Annotated in this window: 18 protein-coding genes; 12 read left to right on the top strand and 6 right to left on the bottom strand. The window is 58.0% G+C overall.

The window, feature by feature from the left end:
• Positions 1–2: 2 nt before the first annotated feature.
• Positions 3–1,784 (bottom strand): trypsin-like peptidase domain-containing protein, encoded by a 1,782-nt coding sequence (locus tag SIB38_RS06635; RefSeq protein WP_294117784.1) that lies wholly within the window; start codon positions 1,782–1,784, stop codon positions 3–5.
• A gap of 165 nt (positions 1,785–1,949) precedes the next feature.
• Between SIB38_RS06635 and SIB38_RS06640 the strand changes: the two genes are divergently transcribed.
• Positions 1,950–2,879 carry a glycine--tRNA ligase subunit alpha gene (locus tag SIB38_RS06640; RefSeq protein ID WP_294117783.1) on the top strand — a complete coding sequence of 310 codons (930 nt, stop codon included), beginning with the start codon at positions 1,950–1,952 and terminating at the stop codon, positions 2,877–2,879.
• Positions 2,880–2,884: 5 nt separating this feature from the next.
• Here the strand turns inward: SIB38_RS06640 and SIB38_RS06645 are convergent, their stop codons facing one another.
• On the bottom strand, positions 2,885–3,523 hold the full coding sequence (locus SIB38_RS06645) for a MarC family protein (RefSeq protein ID WP_294117781.1): 639 nt from the start codon (positions 3,521–3,523) through the stop codon (positions 2,885–2,887).
• Positions 3,524–3,630: 107 nt separating this feature from the next.
• Here SIB38_RS06645 and SIB38_RS06650 point away from each other — a divergent pair, with 107 nt between their 5' ends.
• From SIB38_RS06650 to glmM, 8 genes are all read left to right on the top strand, one after another.
• On the top strand, positions 3,631–4,158 hold the full coding sequence (locus SIB38_RS06650) for a DUF6446 family protein (protein ID WP_294117779.1): 528 nt from the start codon (positions 3,631–3,633) through the stop codon (positions 4,156–4,158).
• Positions 4,159–4,163: 5 nt separating this feature from the next.
• Positions 4,164–5,375 carry a sodium/glutamate symporter gene (gene gltS, locus SIB38_RS06655; protein WP_294117777.1) on the top strand — a complete coding sequence of 404 codons (1,212 nt, stop codon included), beginning with the start codon at positions 4,164–4,166 and terminating at the stop codon, positions 5,373–5,375.
• A gap of 9 nt (positions 5,376–5,384) precedes the next feature.
• Positions 5,385–7,610 carry a glycine--tRNA ligase subunit beta gene (glyS, locus tag SIB38_RS06660; protein WP_412551660.1) on the top strand — a complete coding sequence of 742 codons (2,226 nt, stop codon included), beginning with the start codon at positions 5,385–5,387 and terminating at the stop codon, positions 7,608–7,610.
• A gap of 135 nt (positions 7,611–7,745) precedes the next feature.
• The gene (locus SIB38_RS06665; protein WP_294117876.1) at positions 7,746–10,238 is read left to right on the top strand and encodes a putative PEP-binding protein; all 2,493 of its coding nucleotides are present in this window, start codon (positions 7,746–7,748) and stop codon (positions 10,236–10,238) included.
• 147 nt (positions 10,239–10,385) lie between these two features.
• A complete protein-coding gene (locus SIB38_RS06670) occupies positions 10,386–11,030 on the top strand; it encodes a cell wall hydrolase (protein ID WP_294117774.1) in 645 nt (214 codons plus the stop codon).
• A gap of 129 nt (positions 11,031–11,159) precedes the next feature.
• Positions 11,160–12,098, top strand: a complete 939-nt coding sequence (locus tag SIB38_RS06675; protein WP_294117773.1) for a dihydroneopterin aldolase — start codon at positions 11,160–11,162, stop codon at positions 12,096–12,098.
• A 39-nt stretch (positions 12,099–12,137) separates the two neighbouring features.
• Positions 12,138–13,157, top strand: a complete 1,020-nt coding sequence (gene folP / locus SIB38_RS06680; RefSeq protein WP_412551661.1) for a dihydropteroate synthase — start codon at positions 12,138–12,140, stop codon at positions 13,155–13,157.
• Entirely contained in the window at positions 13,147–14,493 is a 1,347-nt protein-coding gene (gene glmM / locus SIB38_RS06685) for a phosphoglucosamine mutase (RefSeq protein WP_294117770.1), read from the top strand. The genes folP and glmM overlap by 11 nt, the downstream gene beginning before the upstream one ends.
• A gap of 4 nt (positions 14,494–14,497) precedes the next feature.
• Here glmM and SIB38_RS06690 read toward each other — a convergent pair whose 3' ends face one another.
• From SIB38_RS06690 to ilvC, 3 genes are all read right to left on the bottom strand, one after another.
• Positions 14,498–15,418 carry a DMT family transporter gene (locus SIB38_RS06690; protein ID WP_294117767.1) on the bottom strand — a complete coding sequence of 307 codons (921 nt, stop codon included), beginning with the start codon at positions 15,416–15,418 and terminating at the stop codon, positions 14,498–14,500.
• Positions 15,415–15,768 (bottom strand): hypothetical protein, encoded by a 354-nt coding sequence (locus tag SIB38_RS06695; protein ID WP_294117765.1) that lies wholly within the window; start codon positions 15,766–15,768, stop codon positions 15,415–15,417. Before SIB38_RS06695 ends, SIB38_RS06690 begins: the two co-directional genes overlap by 4 nt.
• Positions 15,769–15,901: 133 nt before the next feature.
• Complete coding sequence (ilvC, locus tag SIB38_RS06700) at positions 15,902–16,924, bottom strand: ketol-acid reductoisomerase (RefSeq protein ID WP_294117762.1); 1,023 nt, start codon at positions 16,922–16,924, stop codon at positions 15,902–15,904.
• Between the two features lie 131 nt (positions 16,925–17,055).
• Between ilvC and SIB38_RS06705 the strand changes: the two genes are divergently transcribed.
• The 3 genes from SIB38_RS06705 (at position 17,056) to SIB38_RS06715 (ending at position 19,181) form a co-directional block, all read left to right on the top strand.
• The gene (locus SIB38_RS06705; protein WP_412551662.1) at positions 17,056–17,511 is read left to right on the top strand and encodes an Lrp/AsnC family transcriptional regulator; all 456 of its coding nucleotides are present in this window, start codon (positions 17,056–17,058) and stop codon (positions 17,509–17,511) included.
• On the top strand, positions 17,508–17,963 hold the full coding sequence (locus tag SIB38_RS06710) for an Lrp/AsnC family transcriptional regulator (protein ID WP_294117759.1): 456 nt from the start codon (positions 17,508–17,510) through the stop codon (positions 17,961–17,963). The genes SIB38_RS06705 and SIB38_RS06710 overlap by 4 nt, the downstream gene beginning before the upstream one ends.
• Positions 17,964–18,062: 99 nt before the next feature.
• Positions 18,063–19,181, top strand: coding sequence for an aminotransferase class V-fold PLP-dependent enzyme (locus tag SIB38_RS06715; RefSeq protein WP_412551663.1), 1,119 nt, complete (start codon positions 18,063–18,065; stop codon positions 19,179–19,181).
• A 106-nt stretch (positions 19,182–19,287) separates the two neighbouring features.
• Here the strand turns inward: SIB38_RS06715 and SIB38_RS06720 are convergent, their stop codons facing one another.
• Positions 19,288–19,986 carry a M50 family metallopeptidase gene (locus tag SIB38_RS06720; protein ID WP_294117755.1) on the bottom strand — a complete coding sequence of 233 codons (699 nt, stop codon included), beginning with the start codon at positions 19,984–19,986 and terminating at the stop codon, positions 19,288–19,290.
• Position 19,987: the final 1 nt, after the last annotated feature.

Consider the following 19,987-nt stretch of genomic DNA (forward strand, 5'->3'; position numbering starts at 1 on the left):
GCTTACCAGCAGCTCACCAGAACCGTCATGTCGCTGGCCTGTTTGGTTAGGTCTTCAGGCGCCATGGCCGCGCCGTTGGAGGACAGGTCGGCCTGGATGCCTTCCTGCGCCAGCAAGGTGCGGATGGCGTCGCTGTTTATGGCGAAGTTCACTTCTTCCGGCAGCTGTTGTGCGGACTGCGCGTCGCGTGGCAGTAGCATACCAAACACGGAACCGCCTGTGTCAAACACAGGGCCACCCCAGTCGCCAGGCTGCACGTTCAGCGCCAGACGGGTGAGCTCTTGCTCGCCGCCCAGGCCCTTTACGTCCGCCAATTGGCCAAAGGTCAGCGTTGGTGCGCCGAGGGCCCCTTCGTAGGAATAGCCCGCAACGGCGACTTCGGATTGAATGCGCGGGGCACCTTCCCGCAGGGTGGCGATGTCAATTGGTGCCAGCGCCGAGGTTGGGCTCAGGATAGCAATGCCAAGCGCTTCGTCGATCACGGATACCTGCGCGTCGTAGTCTTCTTCAATGGTGACTTTGGTGCAGTTCTGAACCGCCTCAGCAGTGGTCACCACGTGGCCTTTGCGGTCGATGAAGAAGCCGGAACGGGACTGTTTCGGCTTGCGCACCTGCAGGCCGGAGATTAGGTCGATGTCCTGTGCTGTGTCGTCCCCGGCGGCTGGGTCCAGCACGCCGCCGATACGGGTGAAGCTGGCCTGCATTTCGCCGAGAATACGGGTGCGGCGCTCTTCATCACCGGCTGGCCACACCAGAGTGAAGCCTTTGATTTGGCCCTCTTTCAGGGTGACTTCGGTGTGGCTGACGATGTTGGCGTTTTGACCTGTCAGAACAAAGCTGGACTTCTTGCGCTCACGTGGGCCGTCCAGTGGGACAATTTCCAGCGTTTGCATGATGTCATAGAGACCAAACAGGGTGTTCTGGTCGCCTTCCTGGCTGATCAGCAGGACCTGCGCCGGGATGTCACCTGAGGCCTGATACCGTACAAATGGATATTCGGAAGCGGCTTTTGCAACAGCGCCCATAGGCACAATCATCTCGATGCCGGCGTCCAGATCGCTGACCAGTTGCAGGTTCATACCTTCCAGTACGGCGAAGTATTGGCGGCGCAGGGTGTCGCGCTGCAGGGTGGTCATCACGCCGGTGACGTCAAAGCCGTTGTCGGCCTGCCAGTTGGACATGGACGCGCGGGTGCCACGACCAAAGGAGCCGTCGATGGCAGAGTTGTAGTACCCCGCCCATTGAAGCCATTCCTGCAAGGTCTTCTTCTCGTCGCGGGTCAGAGCGGCCTCACTAGCTCGGGCTTCGCGGACGGTTTCGTCCGGCTGCTGCGGCACCGGAGCCACTTCGGGTTCCACCGGCGTTTCCACGATCACAACCTGCGTGTCCTGCTGTGCGGTTTGGGTTGGCTGCTGACCGGCAAGGGCGGCTTGTGGGTTTGCCAGTTGGTTGGCACCCACCGGCCAGAACTGGCTGCGGTATTCGCGAGCGGAGGCCAGATAGGCGTCCACGGGAATCACACCTTCCGAGCGGTAAACGCGCAACACGTTTTCCGCGTCCTCGCGGCGGTATGGGCCAACCGCAATGGCGTACCAGCCACCGCCCAGCGTAAAGCCGTTCACATCGTCCATACGCTGGGCGTAGGCGCGGATATTTTCACTGGCTTGCGTCAAGCTGGGTTGGGCTTCGAGCTGTACCCAAACGATGTCATCTGAGGATTGGGCAATGGCGGAGGTGACACTGAAAAGCAGTGCCACAAATAGCGACAGAATAGTGCGCAGCATATTGGTGGTAGTCCCTGAAACGCGTGACAATTGTTAATTAAAGGCTCTTTTATCAGGTTCGGCGCGGCTTGCACTCATAATTTGGTGAGCTTGTGTTGTGGCGCGATGTTGACCCCGTGCAAGCTTGCGCATAAGCAAGACCCGCGTTTGGAAAGGGCTTTCACCATGGCACATAGCGACAGCAAACCGCGTAGCTTCCAAGAGATCATTTTGCGGCTTCAGAATTACTGGGCCGAAAAAGGCTGTGCCGTGTTGCAGCCCTATGACATGGAAGTGGGCGCAGGCACCTTTCACCCGGCGACCACATTGCGCTCCTTGGGGAGCAAAGCCTGGGCTGCGGCCTATGTACAGCCATCGCGCCGTCCGACTGATGGGCGTTATGGTGAGAACCCGAACCGCTTGCAGCACTATTACCAGTATCAGGTGCTGATCAAACCAAGCCCTCCCAACCTGCAGGAACTGTACCTCGGCTCTTTGGAAGCGATTGGCATCGATATGGAGATGCACGACATCCGCTTTGTAGAAGATGACTGGGAAAGCCCAACGCTGGGTGCGTGGGGCCTAGGCTGGGAAGTGTGGTGTGACGGCATGGAAGTCAGCCAGTTCACCTATTTCCAGCAAGTCGGCGGCCACGACTGTCACCCAGTGTCCGGCGAGCTGACCTACGGTCTGGAGCGATTGGCGATGTATGTGCTGGGCGTCGATCACGTGATGGACATGCCCTACAATGATCCGCAGACCGAAATTGCGCTGACCTACGGCGATGTGTTCAAGCAGACCGAGCAGGAATACAGTCGCTGGAATTTTGACGTGGCCAACACCGACGTGCTGCTGAAACAGTTCGAAGAGGCAGAAGCGGAGTGCGAAAAAATTCTCGCGCAGGAGCATGTCGACCCGAAGACCGGCAAGCGTATAATCATGGCGCATCCGGCGTATGACCAATGCATCAAGGCGTCCCACTTGTTCAACTTGCTGGACGCGCGCGGTGTGATCTCCGTGACCGAGCGTCAGGCCTACATTGGCCGCGTGCGCGCGCTGGCGAAACAGTGCGCAGATGCCTTTGTGCAGACAGAGGCCGGTGGCTACGCGGCGTGAGCCGTTTAAGCCAGACCGGGCAACAAGACTTTTGCGCCGTCGGCCACCATGCCGACGGCGATTGCTATCAGGACCATGCCCATCAGGCGGGTCATGATGGTGCGGGCGGTGTTGCTGAGATAACGGCCGATGTTGCCAGCGAAGTAGAACACCGCGGCGATCATCAACAAGACCAGCACAACGCAGCCGGCGTAGATGCCCCAGTCGGAAGGCTGTTGCACCTGTTGGGCATAAAGGATCAGGGTCGTGATTGTGCCCGGCCCCACCAGCATCGGGAAGGTCATGGGGTAGAACGCAATGTTGTCCGCGTCCGAGTCGTGCATGACCTCGCGCTCCCGTTCGGTGCCATGGTGGGCGGTGCTGCGCCGACCATTGAGCATCGTAAAGCCGATTTGCACCAACACCATGCCGCCTGCGACGCGGAAGGCATCGACCGAAACGCCAAAGAACTCGAGGATCGCGGTGCCGGAAATTGCGATGATCACGCAGGACACAGCGGTATAGGTGAGGATCTTGGTGGCGGCGCGGCGTTGTTCAGCTTGATGCAGGTCTTCGGTCAGGCCCAGGAACACCGGCAGGTTGATAAAAGGGTTCATAACGGCGAACAAAGCGCCAAACATGGCGATGGCGAAGCTTTCGGACATTTCCACCCCTTTGAAGGCCTGAAGAAATCACTTAAATCAGCGCCAACTGTGCCGTGGTCTCGTACAACGCGCAATAGAAACAATACCCGTTGGGGGAAGGTAGAAGCATGACTGGAAAATTGCTTGGAGGGCTGATTGTGCTGACAGCGTTGGTTGGCGGCGTCGCCATGTATTGGTTGCAGATCTACGGCTACTACGACGCGGTGCCTGCGTCGGACATGCAAGACGATGTGCAGTTGACCCTTTTGGTGAATGGTCAGGCTGAGCCGATCCTTTACGAGAATTTTGAAGCGATCGACAGTGAGAGCTCACCAATCCGGTTTCGCGCGTGTTTCACCACCACGATGAGCGCCGCGATGCTGACGGAAACCTACGAACTGCTGGAGAAAGCCGAGCCGCGCAATGCGCCCGGTTGGTTTGACTGCTTTGATGCCAAGGAAATTGGTCAATCGTTGGAGAACGGCGAGGCACTGGCGTTTCTGGGACAGAAAGACGTGCTGTATGGCATTGATCGCATTGTGGCGATCCTGCCGGACGGGCGTGGGTTTGCCTGGAATGAAATCAACGCCTGCGGCGAGATTGCTTTTGACGGCAAGCGTTTGCCCGCGCATTGTCCTCCTCGACCAACGGAGTGAGCTTTATGGATCAGGTGTTTGTAGTCCCGGAAATGATCACGGCCACCTTGGGGTTTGCGGTGTTCCTGTTGGGCGCGCGCCTGACTCGCAAAGTTGCGTTTTTGCGGGAGTTCAACATTCCTGAGCCGGTCACAGGTGGCCTGATCGCGGCGGCGATGTTTGCTCTGTTCACGGTCATCTCCGGCGTTGGTTTGAGCTTTGAAACGGGGGGGCGAGACTACTTTTTGGTGCTGTTTTTTGCAGGCATCGGGTTGAACGCACGGCTGTCGGACCTGCTATCGGGCGGTAAGATCCTGGCGCTGCTGTTGGTGCTGACGCTGGGCACCATCATTGTGCAGAGCGTTGTTGGCATTGCCGGCGCCACCATGTTTGGCCTGCCGGCTCAGTCCGGAGTGTTGCTTGGGTCCGCTTCTTTGATTGGCGGTCATGGGACCGCCATCGCCTGGGCGCCCAATGTGGCCGCCGCCACCGGCTTGAACAGTGCGGCGGAACTGGGCGTGGCGATGGCGACACTCGGACTGATTGCGGCCTCGCTTGTGGGCGGGCCGATTGCCAAGTTCTTGGTGGGACGAAACAAGCTGACCTCCACCCACGAAGGGGATGGTGACGTGGTTGGCGTCTCGTTTGAGGAAGAAAATGACGCCACCGAGATCAGTCATGTGAGCCTTATGCGGGTGATGCTGTCGCTCCATTTGGCAATCATCCTAGGTTATGCGTTGCATGAAGTTCTGGAAGAAATTGGGCTGATGTTGCCCTTGTTTGTGCCCTGCCTGATTGTCGGGATCATACTGGGCAATCTGCGTTTGTTGCTTGCGCCCAAGGCACCGCCGGTGGCGCGCACGCCAACCTTGGCAGTGATTTCGGAGTTTGCACTGGGCGTGTTCCTAGCGATTTCTCTGATGACGCTGGATTTCTCCACTCTGAGTGGAGCCGGGCTGGCGATTATGGCAACTGTCGGTGCGCAGACGCTCATTACTGTTGTTCTGGTCATCTTGGTGCTTTTTCCGATCTTGGGGCGTAACTATGATGCGGCCGTGTTGGCGTCCGGTTTTGCTGGATTTTCGCTGGGTGCGACGCCCACGGCCATCGCCAATATGACCGCCGTGACCAAACGATACGGCCCTGCGCCCATCGCTTTTGTCGTTTTGCCCTTGGTTTCAGCCTTTTTTGTCGATATCGCGAACGCGATTGTCATCCAATCCATCGTGAACTTCTAAGGACCCGTCATGCCAGATCTGCTGATCGAACTTTTCTCCGAAGAAATTCCCGCGCGTATGCAGGCGCGGGCTGCTGATGATCTCAAGAAAAAGGTCACGGATGGTTTGGTTGAGGCCGGTTTGACCTATGCCCATGCACGTGCCTTTTCCACCCCGCGCCGTTTGACTCTGGCGATTGAAGATCTGTTGGAGGAAAGCCCCACGGTCAAGGAAGAGCGCAAAGGCCCAAAAGTGGGTGCGCCGGATAAAGCGATTGAGGGCTTCCTGCGGGGGGCCGGTGTGTCCCGCGAAGATCTGGAAGAGCGCGAGACGCCCAAAGGTGCGGTGTATTTTGCCTCCATCACCAAACCTGGCCGCGCGGCGGCGGATATCGTGGCCGAGGTTCTGGAAGACACCATTCGCAATTTCCCATGGCCCAAGTCCATGCGCTGGGGCGCCGGGTCTTTGCGGTGGGTGCGTCCTCTGCATTCGATCCTGTGCATTCTGAGCGCGGAAGATGGGCACACTGTTGTGCCGCTCGATATTGACGGGATCAAATCGGGCGACACCACCGAGGGCCATCGCTTTAAGGGCAGTGGCCGGTTCACCGTGCACGGGTTTGAAGACTATGAGGTCAAGCTGAAGCGCGACCGTGTGATCCTGAACGCTGAGGAGCGCGCCGAAACCATCTGGAACGACGCCACCAATATGGCGTTTGCCCAAGGACTGGAGCTGGTTGAAGATAAAGGTCTGCTGGCTGAGGTCGCAGGTCTTGTGGAGTGGCCGGTTGTGCTAATGGGCGACATTGCAGAGGATTTTCTCGGTCTGCCACCAGAGGTGCTGCAGACCTCGATGAAAGAGCACCAGAAGTTTTTCTCGGTGAAGAACCCAAAAACCGGTCGCATCGAGAAGTTTGTTACCGTTGCCAACCGCGAGACCAAAGACAACGGCGAGACCATTTTGGCTGGGAACCAGAAGGTGCTGTTTGCGCGGTTGTCTGACGCAAAGTTCTTCTGGGAAAACGACATTCGCGTGGCCTCTGCGGGGGCGGACGCGTGGCTTGAGAGCCTGAACAACGTGACCTTCCACAACAAGCTGGGCAGCCAGGGTGACCGGATTGCCCGCATTGCCGCGTTGGCGAGTGAGGTCGCGCAAGTGACCGGGGCGTCCTTTGGTGAGGCCGACAAGGCCGCGCGCTGGGCCAAGGCTGATCTGAGTTCTGAAATGGTCTATGAGTTCCCAGAACTGCAGGGCCTGATGGGGCGGTATTACGGCGAAGCGGCCGGTCATTCGGCCGCGGTGGCCGCGGCTGCGGAAGAACACTACTCGCCGCTTGGCCCGTCTGATGATGTGCCGACCGCGCCGGTGTCGGTGGCAGTTGCGATGGCGGATAAGCTCGATACGCTGACAGGCTTCTGGGCGATTGACGAGAAGCCAACCGGTTCCAAAGACCCGTTTGCGCTGCGTCGAGCGGCGCTTGGCGTGATCCGTTTGGTTCTGGAAAACAACCTGCGCCTGTCGCTGGATGCGCATTTTGATCGTCAACTTCTGCGTCACAAAGCGCATGAGACACAGGACGACAAGCTGGCGGCGGTTCTGGCCAAGGATCTGGAGCAGGAGATTGCGGAGCACGGTGTGCTGGGTGCAGTTGTGCACACGGTCAAAGCCGCCATTGATGGCGAGTTGCCAAAGCACATCGAGGCATTGCGCGAGACTTTGCCGGACACCTCAACAGACTTGCTGTCCTTCTTCCATGACCGTTTGAAAGTCTACTTGCGCGACCAAGGCGTACGCCATGATGTGATCGACGCCTGTATTGCGATGCCGGGCAATGATGATCTTGCATTGCTGGTGGCGCGTGCACGGGCGCTGCAGGACTTTGTCGGCACCGAAGATGGTGAAAACCTGCTGCAAGGTTTCAAACGTGCCAACAACATTCTGAGCCAAGCCGAAGAGAAAGACGGCGTGGAATACTCCTTTGGCGCGGATGTGAAATTTGCTGAAGACGACAGCGAAAAAGCGCTCTTTGCGGCGCTGGATGCAGCGGAAGGGGCGATTGCGTCTGCCATTAAGGCGGAAGATTTCGCCTCTGCGATGGGAACCATGGCGACGTTGCGCGCGCCAATTGATGCGTTCTTTGAAGCCGTTCAGGTGAACAGCGACAACGAAGTGGTGCGCCGCAATCGTTTGAACCTGTTGTCCCGTATCCGTGTGATTTGTTTGCAAGCGGCGGACTTGACCCGCGTCGAAGGCTAACCCTCAAAATCGTCGCGGCGGAACAGCAAAGGCTTGTTTCGCCGCGACGCAGGGCTATGCTGCGATGCACAACAAATAGGTGCCGCAGTGCAGCAGAACGACCCGAACATCACCCTGATCACCCCCGACGCGCCGATGGGTCCTGCCACACATGGTGGGCGGGCCAAATGTTTGCAGCGTTTGGTACGGCTGGACCTGCCGGTGCCAGCAACGGTGGCGCTGTCGTTTGATGCGGTTCATGGCCTGGCTGCGGGAGAGTTGCCGGATATGGCGCGGATGTTGGCGCCGTTTGGGGATGACCAGCTGTTGTGTGTGCGGCCAAGCTCCGAAGATCCGGATTGGGGCGGACCCGGTGCCATTCTGAATATCGGGATGAATGATGCGCTGTTGGGCACACTCAGTGAGAGCATTGGGTCAGAGGCTGCCACCAAACTTTATCTGAAGTTCATTCAGTCCTACTCCACCCATGTCGCGCGGCTTGATCCGGACATCTTTGATGATCTGGACAGTGATGATGCGGATGCGGTGTCCGATTATTTGGCGGCGTATGAGGATGAGGCCGAGGAGCCGTTTCCGCAAGCGCTTGAAACTCAGCTGATTGGCGTGTTGCGCTCCATGGCGCGGGCTTGGGAAGGCACGACTGCAAGGTTGCTGCGCCAAGCCAAAGGAGCACCTGCGGATGCCGGACTTGGGCTGGTCATTCAGGCGATGGCTCTTGGGGTTGGCAAAGGCGAAAGCGGAAGTGGCGTGTTGCAACTGGTGAACAGTGACACGGGGTTGCCGCAAATTACGGGCCGCTATTTGAGCCAATCGCAAGGGCGGGATGCGCTGCAATCCGGAGCGGCTGCGCTGTTTTTGCAGCAGGACGAACGCGGGCCTTCGTTGGAGGAAAAAGCACCGCAGGCGTTTGATCAATTGATCGAGTTTTCCATTCTGATGCGCAAACGCCTGCGCGAGGAAATGCAAATCGAGTTCACGTTGGAAAACGGACAGCTCCGCATTCTGGATGGCGTCCGCGTGCAGCGGAGTGCGCGTGCGGCGGTTCGCATTGCGGTGTCCTTGGCGGAGGACAAAATCATCCCGCGTGAAGAAGCGGTGATGCGGGTGGAGCCGCGCGCGCTGAACGAGCTTTTGCACCGTCAGGTAGACCCGGAAGCAGAACGGGATGTGTTAGGCACAGGAATCGCGGCCAGCCCTGGTGCGGCCACCGGCAAAATTGTGTTTACGGCAGCTGAGGCGCAGGCTGCGGCCGCGCGGGGCGAGGCGTGCGTTTTGGTGCGGCGGGAAACCAATCCAGAGGATATTCGCGGCATGCACGCTGCCAGCGCGGCCCTCACAGAGCGCGGCGGAATGACCAGCCACGCGGCGGTGATTGGACGTGGTCTTGGTTTGCCTTGTGTTGTTGGCGCGACGTCTATGCGGTTCCAGATTCGCAAGAAGCGCATTGTGGCGGCGGATGGCCGGATTTTTACCGAAGGCGATGTAATCACGGTAGATGGCACCAATGGGCAGATTTTGGCGGGGGAGCCCAAAATGCTCGAAGCGGCGCTGGATGATTCATTTCAGACCTTGATGGAATGGGCCGACGTAAGCCGAGACATAGGTGTACGTGCCAATGCGGACACGCCTGCGGATGCGAAGACGGCACTGACCTTCCAGGCAGAAGGCATTGGGCTTTGTCGGACGGAACACATGTTCTTTGAGGCGGATCAGCTGATTGCGATGCGCGAGGTGATTTTTGCCAATGGGCCGGAAGATCGCAGCGTGGCTTTGCAGGCGCTTTTGCCGATGCAACGCGAGATGTTTGTCGAGCTCTTTGAGTTGATGGATGGGCGACCGCTGTGCATTCGCCTGTTTGACCCTCCGTTGCACGAATTCCTACCAACCGATCGCGCCGGACTGCGTGACCTTGCCGAGGCGTTGAACTTGCCGTTGTCGGATGTGACGCGACGGGTTGAGGCTTTGGGCGAGTACAACCCGATGCTGGGCATGCGCGGGGTGCGCTTAGGCATTACGGTGCCGGAAATCCTGGACATGCAGGCGCGGGCAATTTTTGAAGCGACCTTGGATGCCTGTGGTGATGATGACCCCGTGGTGCCGGAGATCATGATCCCGCTGGTATCAGCCAAGCGGGAGGTTGAGCTGGTCAAAACCCGTATCGATGCGATTGCCGCAGCGGTAAAAACCGAACGTGGCCGGGAATTTGACTATCGGCTTGGTGTCATGGTGGAAACGCCGCGGGCTGCGCTGCGCGCAGAGGAAATTGCGCCGCATTGTGAATTCTTCAGTTTTGGCACCAACGACCTCACCCAGATGACCTATGGTTTGTCGCGCGACGATGCGGGCCGATTTATGAGCCCTTATGTGCAGCAAGGCGTTTTCCCCGAGGACCCGTTCCACACGCTGGATCAGGAAGGCGTGGGCGAGTTGCTGCGGCTTGGCGCGGAGCGGGGGCGGCGGGCACAGCCCGGTTTAACCCTGTCTGTCTGTGGCGAACATGGCGGTAGCCCCGAATCGATTGCCTTCTGTCGGGAGATTGGTTTGGACTATGTGTCCTGCTCGCCGTTTCGGGTGCCCGTGGCCCGCTTGGCGGCGGCCCAATTGGCCATTGCGGATAAGCTACAATAAACTAAGGAAAATTTTGCTCCAAATTTGCTGAGTTTCTGACGCACCTTTGGTGCGGCATTGTGCATTAGTGGACCATTTAGGCTTTTTCCTTTAAGAGACGCCTCGTTAATAGCTGCCAGGGGCGCCGTGCCCCGCCATGAGGTTCCGATGCGCCAACTGATTGTTAGTGTCATTGCATTTGCTTTGACTGCCGGCCTGGCTTCCGCCGAAGCGACTCCGTCCAACGTCAAAAACAAAGAGAAACCTCGCCAGCTGGTGCTGTTTGACGGCAAGTCCCTGCGCGACATTTTTGGTGCCAAGAAGAAACAGACGCCTACCGAGATCAGCTACAGCCGGGCGTTCATCGATAGCCAGCCAAAGGTTGCGGACGAGCATCGCACTGCCGAGTGGCAATGCCTGTCTGAAGCGCTCTACTTCGAGGCTCGCGGCGAGAGCGTCAAAGGGCAGTTTGCGGTGGCGGAAGTGATCATGAATCGCTCTAGCCATGCGTCCTTTCCGGACAGCGTGTGTGGCGTGATCAATCAAGGGACCGCCAGTGGCCGCAAATACCAGTGTCAGTTCACCTACAACTGTGACGGCATCAGCAACAAGATCCGCGAACATGGTGCCTATGAGCGTGTAGGTAAAGTTGCCCATCTGTTGCTTGATGGTGCGCCAAAGCAGCTGACCGATGGTGCCACACATTATCACACCAAAGCTGTGAACCCGCGGTGGGCGCGTACCTTCCCGCGGACAACAACCATTGGCGTGCATCACTTCTACCGTATGCCGACGCGGCTCTCTCAAAACTAACGCTTTAAGCGAGATTGGGCGTTTCAGCGGCGTATTGCGCCGCTTTCCGCTATGGTTTGAACAGGGCGCGCCTGTTAAAGGCAGCACATCCCTTTTTGTAAGGGACAGGCAACGGCGTGGACCATACCAATGAGCAACGAAATTCGACTGGCATTTGCCCACCCTTCCGAACGTGCGGAGGCGACGTCCGGGTCTGACCCTTTGGACCGTATCTCGTTGCGCGATCATATCGTTGAAGTTGAGATTGGTGCCTTCCAGGCGGAACGCGGCGCAACCCAACGGGTGTGTTTCAATGTCGTGGTCGAGGTTTTGCCGACTAGCGCGGCGGTTGCGGATGATGATGTGGATCGCATCCTGTCTTACGACAAGGTGACCGAAGCCATCGCCTTTGAATTGGCGGCGGAACGTTTGAACCTTCTGGAAACTCTTGCGGCGCGTGTGGCTGATCGGGTGCTTTTGGAACCGCAGGCCCAAAGGGTGTTTGTGCGCATCGAAAAGTTGGACCGCGGACCGGGTGCTTTGGGCGTTGAAATTGTGCGGTCGCGCAAGGCGCATCTGGCACCGGTGGAAACTCTGGTTGAGGAGGAACCGCCAAAGCCTCAAGTGGTCTTTTTGACCAATGAGGCGCGGACCTCTGAAAACTTGTCCGGTTGGATCGATCAGCTGGAGGCCGCTGAAAAACCGTTGATTTTGTGCGTTGGCGCGCCAGATGAGCAGGCGCCACGGACGGGGCAGGAGTTGACACAGCGGCGTGTTGACCTGCTGGCGATTGAGCAAAACGCTTGGATGCTGGCAGCGCGGGACAAACGCTGTGTGGTGGTGGACACGCGTACAGAGTTGGATTGGGCAATGAAGAACGGCCAGATCTGCGTTTGGGCGCCGTCCAAGATTGTGCTGGATGCGGTGGATGGGCCAGATGCGCCGCCAAGCGATGCTCTGGGGCTCGCAGCCTGGTTTGCGACGGAGATGTCGGCGGAAGACTTTTGGGTTGTTGGGGACGTGGCAGGCGATAGCGTTGCGCTTGAAACGGCGACGCGGCAGATCCGTGCCGAGCAGAAAACACTCTGAACTCTTGCTTTTTGTCCCGCGTTTACCCAAGCAGCCGATATGAAGACTTATTATCGCCCCATCGCGCAAACCGACGCTGCACGCCCAGCCAGTGCACTGAAATTGGCAGGCGGGCGGTGCTGGTTTACGCATGTTGAGGTGCTGCGCCGCGGTGAGGCGCCTAAAGTGGAGTCCACGCAGGATGTGCCTAAGGATGTGCTTGCTGGGTTGAGCGCCCCACGCGCATCGATTTGTCGGCTTGATATGAGCAGTCCTCATTTGATGGGCATTTTGAATGTCACGCCGGACAGCTTTTCTGATGGCGGGCAGTTTGCCGGTGTTGCTGCTGCCGTGCAGCAAGCGGAGGCCATGCATGCGGCCGGCGCCAGCTTGATTGACGTCGGCGGAGAAAGTACGCGACCAGGGGCGGATTTTGTGCCGGTAGACGATGAAATCACCCGCACCGCTCCGGCCATTCGCGCGATTTCCAGCAAGTTGGAACTGCCGATCAGTATCGATACCCGAAAGTCTGAGGTTGCGCGTCAGGCGTTGTTGGAGGGCGCGTCTTTGGTGAATGACGTCTCCGGGTTTACCTATGATCCTCAATTGGCTGGCGTTGCCAAAGAGGCGAATGTGCCAGTTTGCGTGATGCACGCCCAAGGTGACCCGGCGACGATGCAGCAAAACCCAACCTATGATGATGTTTTGCTTGATGTTTATGACTTCCTTGAAACACAAGTTGAGCGTCTGACATCTCTGGGCATTGCACGTGATCAGATCGTCGTGGACCCAGGCATAGGTTTTGGCAAAACCCTTGCACATAACCTTGCTTTACTGGCGCGGCTGAGCCTTTTTCATGGCTTGGGCTGCCCTATTCTGTTGGGCGCGTCGCGGAAGAAGTTTATCGGCACCATCGGCAAGGCTTCGCTTGCACAGGAGCGGATGCCGGGCTCGGTGGCAGTTGCGCTTGAAGGCGTGGCGCAAGGCGCGCAAATTGTGCGCGTACATGACGTGGCAGAGACCCGTCAGGCTTTGAATCTGTGGCAGGCAGTGACGACAGGAGACTACAATGGCGCGTAAATTTTTCGGAACCGACGGGGTTCGCGGCACGGCCAATATCTATCCAATGACTGCCGAAATGGCGCTTCGCATCGGGGCCGCTGTGGGACGGTATTTCCGCAATGACGGCACCAATCAGCACCGTGTGGTGATTGGCAAGGACACGCGCCTGTCCGGCTATATGTTTGAGAACGCTCTGACCGCGGGTTTGACCTCTACAGGCATGAACGTTTTCCTGCTTGGCCCGGTCCCGACTCCTGCGGTGGGGTTGCTGACAACTTCCATGCGGGCGGACCTTGGGGTGATGATCTCCGCCAGTCACAATCCCGCGGATGACAACGGTATCAAGTTTTTTGGACCAGATGGGTTTAAGCTGTCCGACGAAGTCGAGTTGGAGCTGGAAAAGCTGATCGAGAGCGGCGTTGAGCCTGCGCAGGCGCAGAACATTGGCCGCGCGCAGCGGATTGATGACGGCCGCTTCCGTTATATCGAGCGGGTAAAAAGCTCGCTGCCGCGGGACCTGCCGTTGCGGGGTGTGAAGGTTGTGATTGATTGTGCCAACGGAGCGGCTTACCGCGCCGCACCAGAAGCACTTTGGGAGTTGGGGGCCGAGGTGATCACCGTGGGTGTGACGCCCAACGGCTATAATATCAACGAAAACTGCGGGTCTACTAGCACGCGCACGGCGCAGGAAACCGTGGTTGCGCATGGGGCGGATGTGGGCATCTGCCTGGATGGCGACGCCGACCGCGTGATGATCATCGACGAAAAAGGCAGAGTTGCCGATGGCGATCAGATCATGGGACTGCTGGCCAGCCAGTGGGCAGAGCAGGGCCGCCTGAAAGGCGGCGCGTTGGTTGCCACTGTGATGTCCAACTTGGGCCTAGAGCGGTTTCTGGAAGCCAAAGGCCTGCGGCTGGAGCGCACTGCGGTTGGCGACCGGTATGTCGTGGAAGCCATGCGCAAGGGTGGCTTCAATTTGGGTGGGGAACAGTCTGGTCACATCGTGATGACCGATTATGCCACCACCGGCGATGGCCTGATGGCAGGCCTGCAGTTCCTGGCGGCCATGGTGGAGACCGGCAAGAAGGCCTCTGAATTGGCGCAGGTGTTTGAGACCGTGCCACAGATGCTAAAAAACGTACGTTATGGCGCGGGGCAGACACCGTTGGACGCGGCGTCGGTCAAAGCCGCAATTGCAGATGCAGAAGCGGCATTGGTTGGGCAGGGGCGTTTGCTGATCCGTAAGTCAGGCACAGAGCCGCTGGTGCGTGTTATGGCAGAATGTGAAGATGCACAGTTGCTGGAGCGCACCGTCGATAGCGTTGTGGATGCGGTTCAAGCCGCTGTGGCCTGAACCCTTAGGTAGGTTTTGAGCCAAACAGGCGCTGTAGTGCCCCAAGTTGGCTCAAAGCGACGCCAGATAAAATTAGCAGCGTTGCCCAGATCATGGAGCCTGGCAGTGGCTCGCCCATGAGTGTCACGCCAAAGACCACAGACCACAGCGGCACCTGGTAGTTTGTCAGGCTCATGAACACAGGACCGGCGCTGCGGATCACAACGATGCGCAACAGGTTGGCGCCTGCTGTGGGGACCAGGCCCAACAAGGCAACCAGTGCCAGCCCTTCCAATGGGGGCATAGGTGGTGGGCCGTGTTGCACAAAGGCGATCGGGATCACAACGAAGCTACCAAAGATCAGGGTTGCTGCAGAAAGGCCAACGGGATCAAGTGGCGGCAGTTTGCGCAGCATAATGGACGACACGCCATAACAGCAAGCTGCGGCGAGGCAGGCAATCCGCCCATAGCCTTCTAAGGGGCTGCCGGTAGAGGCGAAGGCTGCGGGGCCTATCAGGACAACCACACCGGAAAACCCAATAAGAAAGCCCAGCGTTCGGCGCAGGGTCATGCGCTCGCCGGGGACAAAAAAGTGGGCCAATGGCAGAACAAAGAGCGCCACAGCCGCCATCGAGACGCCGGTAAACGCCGAGGTCACATATTGCTGTGCCCAGGCCAGGAACATGAAAGGCACCGCGGCACTAAAGATTGAAACAAAGGCCAGTCGGGGCCAGTCGGTTGCTTCGGTTGTGAACATGCGTCCGCCACGCAGTTGCCAGACCGCAATTGTAATGACGGCGGCAAAGCCGATGCGCCCGGCTGCTACCCAAAAGGGCGGCATATGCCCCAGCGCCAGCTTTTGCACCATAAAGGTGCCACCCCAGATTAACCCAAGCAGAGCGACCATGAGCCAGCTTTTGAGGGTGATGTCCGGTGCGGAGGTCATGCGCCGCTCGTAAAGAGAGATCGCGCCAAGGCTGCAAAGAGGGCGGCGTGACCAATAGTGACCAGAACGCCGGCGATCTTCCACCCCAGAGGCGTTGGCACGCCCGGCTGAGAGCGCGCCACGGCGCGGGTCAAAACCAGTTGATACAACACAAGAAGGGCCGCCAATATTCCCGGGATCGCCTCACTTATTGGCAGGACCAACAGTAGTGCCATCGCTGGCTGGTGAAATAGCGCTGTTCCGTAGTTGCCCACCCAAAAGGTTTCGCCGGTTGGTCGTTCACCGCGCAAGACTGCGCGCAGCCAGTTGGGCGTAAACAGGGTCACACTGTCGTTTTTCTTGTCAGCCATATCCTTGCCTCTCAACGGTTTGGGCGGACCATGCCTAGGGTGGTGGGAAAGGTCAAACCAGTGATCCGAGAATGGTTTGATGTGAAACAAAAAAGGGGAGCCGAAGCTCCCCTATTCCCAAGCAAAGACCCGCTTAGTTTTTTGCTTTGTCGACCATTTTGCCTGCGGAGATCCATGGCATCATGCCGCGAAGCTTCTCGCCAGTGGCTTCGATCTGATGCTCGTCGTTTGCGCGACGGGAAGCTTTCAGAGTTGGCTGACCAACCTGGTTCTCCAGCATGAAGTCACGCACGAACTTGCCTTGCTGAATGTCTTCCAGAACCGCTTTCATGCGCGCTTTGGTTTCTTCGTAAGGCAGGATGCGTGGGCCGGTGACGTACTGGCCGTATTCCGCAGTGTTAGAGATGGAGTAGTCCATGTTTGCGATGCCGCCTTCGTAGATCAGGTCTACGATCAGCTTCACTTCGTGCAGACACTCAAAGTACGCCATTTCAGGGGCATAGCCGGCTTCGACCAGAGTTTCGAAGCCACAACGGATCAGCTCTACCAGACCGCCGCAGAGAACAGCTTGCTCGCCGAACAGGTCGGTTTCGCACTCTTCGCGGAAGTTGGTTTCGATGATGCCGGAACGGCCGCCACCGATGGCGGAGCAGTAGGACAGGCCGATTTCCAGCGCTTTGCCGGTGGCATCGGTGTCAACAGCCACGAGGCAAGGCACGCCGCCGCCTTTGGTATATTCGCCGCGAACGGTGTGACCTGGGCCTTTGGGCGCCATCATGATCACGTCAACGCCTTCTTTTGGCTCGATCAGGCCGAAGTGTACGTTCAGGCCGTGGGCAAACGCGATGGCGGCGCCTGGCTTGATGTTGTCGTGGACGTACTTTTTGTAGGTTTCTGCCTGCAGTTCGTCGGGCATGGTGAACATGATCACGTCACACCACGCAGCCGCTTCGGCAATGCCCATTACTTTCAGGCCTTCGCCTTCGGCTTTCTTTGCGGAAGGGGAGCCTTCGCGCAGAGCAACCACAACGTTTTTCGCACCCGAGTCGCGCAGGTTCAGCGCGTGGGCGTGACCTTGGGAACCGTAGCCCAGGATGGCAACGTTCAGGTCTTTGATCAGGTTAATGTCGCAATCGCGATCGTAATACACGCGCATGGTGGGCGCTCCTCTGATTTGTGTCTGGAGGCAGAATACGAATTTCGCGGCGCAGAGCGACCATGTTTGGCTGGAATTTTTGACATAGTTGGGTGTATTCATTCTTGTAGATGTAAAATTTCGGAAAATTCATGCTGGATGATCTTGATCGGCGCATACTGCGCTATATGCAGGCGGACCCGACTCAGTCCGTGCCTGATTTGGCGGATCGCTTGTCTTTGACAACCTCTCGCCTAACGCGGCGGGTGGAGAAGTTAAAAGAGGCTGGCGTGCTGCGGGGGCAGAGGGCAGTAATTGATTGGCAGGCCTTGGGCTATGCGGTGGAAGTCTCGCTGCGGGTGACGTTGGACAAGACCCAATCGCGGGCGTTTGATGAGTTTATCGAGGCCGCGCGGGACATTCCGGAAGTCACGGAAATTCAAACGTTTCTGGGACGTGTCGACGTGCGTCTGTCGGTGATTGCCAAAGATATGGGGCATTATCAGGAGGTGTATCGCAGTCGTATTCTGACTCTGCCGCATATCGCTGACATTGATTCGCTCATGCATGTGGCGCGGATTAAATCTGATGAAAGCCTGCCGATATGATTGAGTTGGATGAGATTGATCGTAGTCTTCTCAAAGCGTTAGCGGAGGATGCCACCCAGAACGCAGGCGCGTTGGGACGGCGGTTTGGGTTATCACAGCCGGCGACGTGGCGGCGGATCAAGCGGTTGCAAGACAGTGGGGCGCTTGCGGGACGAAAGCTGGATCTGGATTATGAGAAGCTCGGCTTTGGCGTGACGGTGTTTTTGGGGGTGAAATTGGCCACAAAAGGGCGCGTGAGTCTTGAGGATTTTGAGAGGGCAGTGTCGGCCATTCCCGAGGTGCAAACTGTGGAGCACGTGCTGGGGCTGTATGACTACCGCCTGCGGGTTACCGCGCGCGATATATCTGATTTTGAACGGGTTTTGCGGCGTCGGGTGATGACGTTACCGGGCGTGGGCAATGTAGAGGCCAATGTGTTGCTCAGTGAGGAACGGCGGCCGGGACCGCTGTGAACGCTTGATGGAATTGACGAAGGGTCTTGAAGGCTTTGGGTGATTGGTGGGCGCGCCACTTTGCGGTAGACCTTAGGTAACATGATAAGGAGTTTCCCCATGGCACATGATGTCGATCCCGGTGGGTTGAGCGAGTTTTCCGTGGTGTTCACGGATCGGTCTTTGAACCATATGTCCAAATCTTTTCAGCAGGTTATGCGGGATGTTTCCGACCTGTTGAAGGAGGTCTATAACGCAGATGCGGTGGCCTTGGTGCCGGGTGGCGGGACCTATGGCATGGAAGCGGTTGCGAGGCAGTTTGCTGCGGGGCAGAAAACGCTGGTGGTACGCAATGGGTGGTTCTCTTACCGCTGGAGCCAGATTTTTGAGGCTGGCGGATTTGCGGCGGAAAGCACTGTGATGAAGGCGCGGCAAACTGGAAATGGCGTAACAGCGCCGTTTGCGCCTGCGCCGATTGCGGACGTTGTGGCAGAAATTCACAAGCAAAAACCGCAGGTTGTCTTTGCGCCGCATGTGGAAACCAGCGCCGGTGTGATCTTGCCGGATGACTATATCAAGGCCATGGCAGAGGCCGCGCATGAGGTCGGAGCCCTGATGGTTCTGGACTGCATCGCGTCGGGCTGTGCCTGGATCGACATGAAGGCGTTGGGTGTGGATGTGTTGTGCTCTGCGCCGCAGAAAGGTTGGAGCGCGTCGCCGTCGGCGGGGCTGGTGATGATGTCGGATAAAGCCTTGGCCCGGTTGGAAAATACCCAGTCTGACAGCTTTGCACTCGACCTGAAAAAGTGGCGTGATATCATGGTTGCTTATGAGAATGGCGGCCATGCCTATCATGCGACCATGCCGACAGATGCGCTGCGGGCGTTCCGTGATACGATGCTGGAGACCAAAGAATACGGGTTTGAGAAGCTGCGTGAGGCGCAGTGGGCCCTGGGTGACGGTGTGCGTAACATGCTGAAAGACAAGGGCATTCAGTCGGTTGCGGCAGATGGTTTTGGCGCGCCGGGCGTGGTGGTGAGCTACACCAGTGATCCGGGGGTTCAGAACGGCAGTAAGTTTGCCGCAGAGGGCATGCAGATTGCCGCCGGTGTGCCGCTGGCTTGCGATGAGCCTGAAGGCTTCATGACCTTCCGGCTTGGGCTGTTCGGATTGGACAAATTGTACGACGTAGACGCGACAATAAATCGTTTACGAAATGTGCTCGATACGGTGATTTAGCGCGTCGGTATCGCGTCGGTATTACGACTGTTTTGCGGAGGTGGCGTTTTTGGCGCTGCCTCCGTTTGATTTTGGTGGTTGCTTTGCAGAAATAGCCGTGCGCGGGTCAGCGCGCTGTCTGTCGGCGCAAGGTGATATTGCTGTTTTGTGGCAATCCATAACGCAGAGTTAGGGCGATCACCCCCAGGCTGATTACCAACCAGAGGCCGCCCCAGAACAGTGTTGAGCCGCCAACTTGTTCCGCCAGAATGCGCGCGTCTGAGCGCAGGTGGGCGCGGCGGATGGTGTCGTCAAAAATGTCGAGGGGTGCGTATATGATGCTGCTGATCCCGATGGTGCGCAGAATCATATCGTTGATGTCGAGACTGAGGTAGTGGCTGGCCAGTAGCATCGCCGCGCCGGTGGCAAGTGCGAAGCCAAGGGCAAAGAGATCTCGCACATAAAAGGCTGCCACCAGCAGGGTGATGACGCCGAACACCGCCAAGATGGTCCGGTCCCAATGGGTGCGCAGTGCCAGAACAAAGAGCGCCGCGCCAATCAAGAGTGAGCCGAGGTATCCGGCGGAGGTGATCCAGAATGGGCTGCCGCCGCGAGCGGTGACCAGACCGCCTTCGTTGGGGCTTACTGACAGGCTGAGGACTTCGCCTCCGGTGACTATTGCGGCGACCGCATGAGAGAGCTCATGTAGGAACACCGTGAGAATGCGCAGCGGCAGAAGTACGTCGGTGTTCCACAAGAGCGTGATCAGCAGCGTCAGGGTCAGAAGCTGCCAATGATTCCTGAAGAAGGCATTGGGCGACCGCATG

The sequence above is a fragment of the Shimia sp. MIT910701 genome, assembly GCF_047126315.1.
Classification (GTDB): Bacteria; Pseudomonadota; Alphaproteobacteria; order Rhodobacterales; family Rhodobacteraceae; genus Shimia.